This window comes from Butyricicoccus sp. AM32-19, assembly GCF_003480365.1.
Classification (GTDB): domain Bacteria; phylum Bacillota; class Clostridia; order Oscillospirales; family Butyricicoccaceae; genus Agathobaculum; species Agathobaculum butyriciproducens.
The window spans coordinates 74,199-80,198 of the sequence record NZ_QUIX01000014.1; the positions used below are offsets into that span (position 1 = coordinate 74,199).

General features: G+C 55.6%; 6 protein-coding genes. All 6 read left to right on the plus strand.

The genetic code is table 11. The features are described 5' to 3' along the window. The first annotated feature begins 89 nt into the window (after window positions 1-89). The gene (locus DW806_RS11470; RefSeq protein WP_118730042.1) at window positions 90-1,220 is read left to right on the plus strand and encodes a Gfo/Idh/MocA family protein; all 1,131 of its coding nucleotides are present in this window, start codon (window positions 90-92) and stop codon (window positions 1,218-1,220) included. A gap of 15 nt (window positions 1,221-1,235) precedes the next feature. Next, entirely contained in the window at window positions 1,236-2,126 is an 891-nt protein-coding gene (gene iolE / locus DW806_RS11475; RefSeq protein ID WP_117489169.1) for a myo-inosose-2 dehydratase, read from the plus strand. A gap of 15 nt (window positions 2,127-2,141) precedes the next feature. Continuing rightward, window positions 2,142-3,149, plus strand: a complete 1,008-nt coding sequence (locus tag DW806_RS11480; RefSeq protein WP_117489167.1) for a Gfo/Idh/MocA family oxidoreductase — start codon at window positions 2,142-2,144, stop codon at window positions 3,147-3,149. Window positions 3,150-3,356: 207 nt separating this feature from the next. After that, the gene (locus DW806_RS11485; RefSeq protein ID WP_118286022.1) at window positions 3,357-4,352 is read left to right on the plus strand and encodes a Gfo/Idh/MocA family oxidoreductase; all 996 of its coding nucleotides are present in this window, start codon (window positions 3,357-3,359) and stop codon (window positions 4,350-4,352) included. Window positions 4,353-4,478: 126 nt separating this feature from the next. Then, complete coding sequence (locus tag DW806_RS11490; protein WP_118480705.1) at window positions 4,479-5,474, plus strand: sugar ABC transporter substrate-binding protein; 996 nt, start codon at window positions 4,479-4,481, stop codon at window positions 5,472-5,474. Window positions 5,475-5,684: 210 nt separating this feature from the next. Next, window positions 5,685-6,000: FAD-binding oxidoreductase (locus DW806_RS11495; RefSeq protein ID WP_243022727.1), on the plus strand; the 316-nt coding region annotated here is incomplete at its 3' end.

The window sequence follows — 6,000 nt, forward strand, 5'->3', positions numbered from 1 at the left end:
CATTCATCTATTCACATTGTAAGAAACGCACAAGGCGTTTTCGATAAAATCCAACAAGAGTATTGAGATTTTTTGAGGAGGAAAAACTTATGAGCAAGGAAATTAAAATCGGTCTGATCGGCGCTGGCTGGATGGGCAAGGCCCACACCACCGCATTCCACAACGCACGCATGATCTTCGGCGATGATATGCCGGTATTTGAGCTGGTAAGCGACGTCAGCGAGGATGCAGTAGCAAAGTTCGCCAAGAACATGGGCTACAACCGCTACACCACCAACTGGATGGACGTTGTCACCGATCCCGAAATCGACCTGGTTGACGTTGCAACCCCGAACTGCATGCACTACGAGATGGCAAAGGCTGCTCTGGAGCACGGCAAGCATGTCTTCTGCGAGAAGCCGCTGTCTCTGTCTGCTGAGCAGTCCCGCGAGCTGGCTGATCTGGCTAAGGAAAAGGGCGTAGTCAACTACTGCGGTTTCTCCAACATCATGAACCCGGCAAACCAGTACGTTGCAGAGCTGGTTAAGTCCGGCAAGCTGGGCAAGATCATGCGCGTACACGCTACCTACGATCAGGATATGCTGCTCGATCCGTCCATTCCGATCGCATGGCGTCACATCAACAAGCTGGCAGGCTCGGGCGCACTCGGCGACCTGTGCAGCCACCTGCTGAGCGTTTCCCAGATGATCATGGGCGACATGAGCGAGGTTCTGGGCGTACAGTCCATCGTTATTCCGGAGCGTCCGATCAAGGCAGGCAGCACCGAGATGGGCAAGGTTGAGAACGACGACCTCATCACCTTCCTCGTTAAGTATGAAAACGGTGCAATTGGTGACTTCTCGTCCTCTCGTGTTGCAACCGGCCGCAAGAACTACTTCTATTACGAGATTCAGGGCACCGAGGGCTCGGTAGTATACGATCTGGAGCGCATGTGCGAGGTTCAGGTTTACTTCAAGGCTGACGCTGACAAGGACAACGGCCGTGACTGCGGCTTCCGCACCGTACTGCTCAACCCGCAGCACGAGGGCTTCAAGTACTTCCAGCCGGCAGGCGGCATCGCGATCGCCTTCGACGACATGAAGACCCTGCAGGCTCACGCACTGATGCAGGCTATGCACGGCGGCGAGTACATCTGCGACTTCGAGATGGGCGCCAAGGTTGACGGTATTATCAACGCAGTTCTCAAGTCTGTTAAGTCGGGCACTTGGGAAAAATGCTGAGGGAGGTAGCAAATCATGTTTAACAACGTAAAACTCGGCATCGCGCCGATTGGCTGGACGAATGACGATATGCCGCAGCTCGGCGGTGAGCTCACCTTCGAGCAGATGGTTTCCGAAGCGGCTCTGGCAGGCTTTCAGGGCACCGAGGTTGGCGGCAAGTTCCCGACCGACCCGGCCGTACTGAACAAGGCACTCGACCTGCGCGGCATCAAGATTGCATCCCAGTGGTTCTCGAGCTTCCTGTGCTCGACCCCCTACGAGGAGAACGAAAAGGCATTTATCGAGCAGCTGGACTTCCTCGAGGCTGTCGGTGCAAGCCGCATCAACGTATGCGAGCTGACCCGCTGCCTGTTCGCAGAGGAGTGCTCGATGTTCGGTGACAACAAGCCGATCGCCACCGACGAAGAGTGGGATAAGCTGTGCGACGGTCTGAACAAGCTGGGCAAGATTGCTGCTGACCGCGGCTTCAAGCTGTGCTTCCATCACCATATGGCAACGGTTGTACAGACCTTCGAGGAAACCAAGCGCTTGATGGACAACACCGATCCGCGCTATGTTTACCTCTGCTTCGACACCGGCCACTTCACCTTCTCCAAGGAGGACGCCGTCAAGGCAGCCAAGGAGTTCGGCCCGCGTATCGGCCACGTTCACCTCAAGGACATCCGTCCCGACATGATGGAAAAGGCTTACGCCGAGGGCTTCAAGTTCCGCAAGGCGGTACTCGAAGGCTGCTTCACCATTCCGGGTGACGGCTGCGTCGACTATCCGGGCGTATTCAAGGCTCTGCACGATGCACACTACGAGGGCTGGTTCATCGTAGAGGCCGAGCAGGACCCGGCAAAGGCAAATCCGCTCGAGTATGCTAAGATGGCACGCGAGTATATCAAGAAAACCGCAGGTATCTGATAAGGAGGATTACAAATGGAGAAGATTCGTTTCGGTATCGTTGGCATCGGTATGATGGGCAGAATGCACGCCACCAGCCTGCAGCGTAATCCTCACGCAGAGGTTGTAGCGGTTTGCGCCCGCACCGAGAGCAAGGTCAAGGCGTTTCAGGAGGAATTCGGCGTACCGTATGGCTACACCAATGTAGACGAGCTGGTAAACAATCCCGAGGTTGACGCAATCGTTGTTGCAACCGGCGCAGATGCTCACAAGGCACCGTGTCTGGCAGCCTGCAAGGCCAAGAAGCATATTTTCTGCGAAAAGCCGCTGGCTAAGACCCTTGAGGACTGTGAGGAGATCGAGAAGGCCGTAGCCGAGAACGGCAGCAAGTGCTTTACGGTTGGCTTCATGCGCCGCTTTGATCCGTCCTACGCAGAGGCGAAGGAGAAGATCCGCGCCGGCGCGATCGGCAAGCCGATTCTGTTCAAAGGCGTATCGCTTGACCCGTCCAGCGTGCTTGAGGCACATCTGGAGGGCGTTAAGAAGGGCATTTACGTTCCGTGGTTCATCGAGATGGGCAGCCACGACACCGACCTTGCACGTTGGTTCCTCGAGGGCGATCCGGTCGATTCCTTTGCAACCGGCGATGCTTATGTCTGCACCGGTCTGGCAGATTACAACGACTACGACAACGGTTTCTCGCTGACCAAGTTCGATAACAACACCACCGCTTACATTCAGGTAGGCCGCACCGCAACCTGCAGCCATGTTGAGAGCGAAATCGTCGGCACCAAGGGCACGCTGCGTGTCAACTCGGTACCGCGCAAGAACTACCTCTCGCAGTTCACCGAGAACGGCTTCGTGGAAGAGTGCCAGGAGAGCTTCCTTGCCCGCTGGGGCGAGGCGTTCCAGGCGGAGATCGACGACTTCGTTGACTGTGTACGCACCGGCCGCAAGCCGGAGACCACCGCACACGACGGCACGATGAGCCTGAAGTTCTGTCTGCAGCTGCATCAGGCATATCTGGACGGCAAGAAGAAGTAAATTACAACCGCTTTTTATGGCAATACCGCATAATTGGACAAGAGCGATTTGCGAGTAAATTTTGCGCACTGATAAGGCGCGGTTTTGCAGCAATACTGACGTATTGCAAGAAATCGCAACGCAATCAGGGGACAAAATTTCCGCAAAGCGCCGCAGCTTTAAGTGTGCGGTGTTGCCTTAGATAAAGGAAAAAAGGAGATTCACATCATGAGCAAGAAGGAACTCGCTATTGGCGTACTGGGCGCAGGCGGCAACATTGGTCACACCCATTCTCAGAACATTGCAACCTATGTAGACGGCGCTCGTTTGGCTGCTGTTTACGATCTGAACACCGAGCGTGCCGAGGAGGTCGCTAAGACCTACGGCGCAAAGGTAATGGCAAGCGCAGAGGAGCTGATCGCTTCTCCCGAAATCGACGCTGTTGTTATCGCATCCTGGGATGGCACCCACGCTGATCTGGCGGTAAAGTGCATCCAGGCCGGCAAGCCGGTATTCTGCGAGAAGCCGCTGGCTACCACCCTTGAGGACGCGAAGAAGGTTGTAGAGGCGGAGAAGGCTTCCGGCAAGCGCCTGCTGCAGATCGGCTTCATGCGTCGCTTTGACCCGGACTACATCAAGATGAAGAAGATCCTCGACTCCGGCGAGCTGGGTGCTCCGCTGATGGCGCACTGCATCAGCCGTACCCGCAGCCATCCGAAGAACCACACCACCGAGCAGCACATTACCAACATTGCCATCCACGAGATCGACATCTGCCGCTGGCTGCTGGGTGAGAACCTGAACGAAGTTGCTGTTCGCTTCCCCCGCGCTACCTGCTTCGCAGAAGGCACCTGCCAGGACCCGCAGCTGGTACTTATGCAGTCTGACTCCGGCGTACTGATCGACGTTGAGGTTTCCGGCAACAGCTACTATGGCTACGAGATCCTGTGCGAACTGGTCTGCGAGAAGGGCACCATCCGCCTGCCGGTAGCGGCAGAGCCGATCGTCCGCTCCTACCTGCAGTGCGGCCAGGCCATCCCGGAGGACTGGACCAACCGTTTCGTAGTTGCTTATCAGGAAGAGCTGCAGCACTGGGTAGATTACCTGCAGGGCAAGACCGACGTTCCGGGCCCGGGTGCTGAGGACGGCTACGAGGCATGCAAGATCTCCGACGCACTGATCAAGGCACAGACCACCGGTCAGTGGGAAAAGGTAGAGGCATAATTCCCTGCGAATGGTATACAGCAGGGGCGGGAATAGGTGTGAAACCGCCCCTGTTGATATAAAGAAGGTCATATTACCCGGTAATATGATTCCAATAGACAACTTGTCTAACAGGAGGAAAGAAAGATGAAGAGAAGCAACCTTTTTAAGCGTTCCGCAGCGATGCTGCTGGCAGGACTGATGGCAGTTTCCATGAGTGCATGCGGCGGCAGCAGCGCATCCGGCAATGACTCCGGCGATTCCCAGGCAAGCAGCAGCGGCGACACCCATAAGCTGAGCGTAGTGCTCAAGACCACCTCTTCCGAATACTGGAGCTACGTTATCGCAGGCATCGAGCAGGCGGAAAAGGATCTCGGCAACGTAGAGGTTGACGTACGCGGTGCAAACAGCGATACCGACTTCGACGGTCAGCTGAACATGGTAGAGACCATTGTAAACGCAGATATGTGCGAGGCGATCGCTATCGCACCGCTGCAGGCAGACCAGATCGCAAATGCACTGACCGGCGTCAAGATCCCGGTGCTGGCGATCGACACCAATTTTGATCAGGCGGAAACCTTTATCGGCACGGCGCATGAGGACGCTGCTTACGAGGGCGGCAAGTATGTAGCCGAGAAGATCGGTAAGGGCGGAAAGGTTGTTATTCTGGCGAATATCCAGGGCGAGTCCACCTCTGAGGCTCGTGTAGCTGGTTACAAGAAGGCACTTGAAGAAGGCGGCTGCGAGATTATCTCCACGCAGTACACCGACGGCGTAGGCGACAAGGCTGTTACCGTAACCGATGGCGTTCTCCAGTCCTTCGCGGACATCGATGCGATCGTATGCTGCGCAGACGATGTTGCGCTCGGCGCATCCCGTGCCATCAAGCAGGCAGGCCGTGACGGCGACGGCATCATTGTATGCGGCTTCGACGGCATCTCCTCCGGCGTACAGGCAGTTGTTGACGGCGAAATCTCCTGCACCGTTGCACAGGACCCGTACAACATGGGCTACCAGTGCGTTAAGAGCCTGCTCGACGTTGTAGAAGGCGAAAAGCTGGATGACTTCATCGATACCGGCTGTAAGGTCATTACTCCGGACAATGCACAGGAGTATCTGGACAAGCTGAAGAGCCTGGTATAAGCATCATTTTCTGATCCCTTATCTCACTCTCGCGCTTGGGAAAACGCTCCAATGTTCTTCCCATTCTTCATGTCATTAAGATATACTCTCTAATATTTTTATTCTCTCTCTTTTAACTAACCCATAAGTTTTCTTCTCATATTGCTGGAAAAGCCGCTTATGCGGCTTTTCCTATACCCCGATTCGGTTTGGCGAAAGGATATTTGACCAATGTATCAGATTTTGAAAAAGCAAACGCTGAACGCAAACACCAAGCTGATGGTGATCGAGGCACCGCACGTTGCCCGCAAGGCAGAGCCGGGTCAGTTCATCATCCTGCGTGTCAGCGCAGAAGGCGAGCGTATTCCGCTCACGATCGCAGATTTTGACCGCGAAAAGGGTTCCGTCACGATCATTTTCCAGGAGGTCGGCGCAACGACGATGGCGCTCGGCGCGCTGAACGAGGGCGACTGCCTGCATGATTTTGTCGGTCCGCTCGGCAAGGCGAGCGAGCTTGAGGGACTCAAGAAGGTCGCTGTTGTCGGCG

Coding starts and splice junctions, on each gene's coding strand:
- DW806_RS11470 (WP_118730042.1), top strand. CDS start 90: ATGAGCAAGGAAATTAAAATCGGTCTGATCGGCGCTGGCTGGATGGGC.
- iolE (WP_117489169.1), top strand. CDS start 1,236: ATGTTTAACAACGTAAAACTCGGCATCGCGCCGATTGGCTGGACGAAT.
- DW806_RS11480 (WP_117489167.1), top strand. CDS start 2,142: ATGGAGAAGATTCGTTTCGGTATCGTTGGCATCGGTATGATGGGCAGA.
- DW806_RS11485 (WP_118286022.1), top strand. CDS start 3,357: ATGAGCAAGAAGGAACTCGCTATTGGCGTACTGGGCGCAGGCGGCAAC.
- DW806_RS11490 (WP_118480705.1), top strand. CDS start 4,479: ATGAAGAGAAGCAACCTTTTTAAGCGTTCCGCAGCGATGCTGCTGGCA.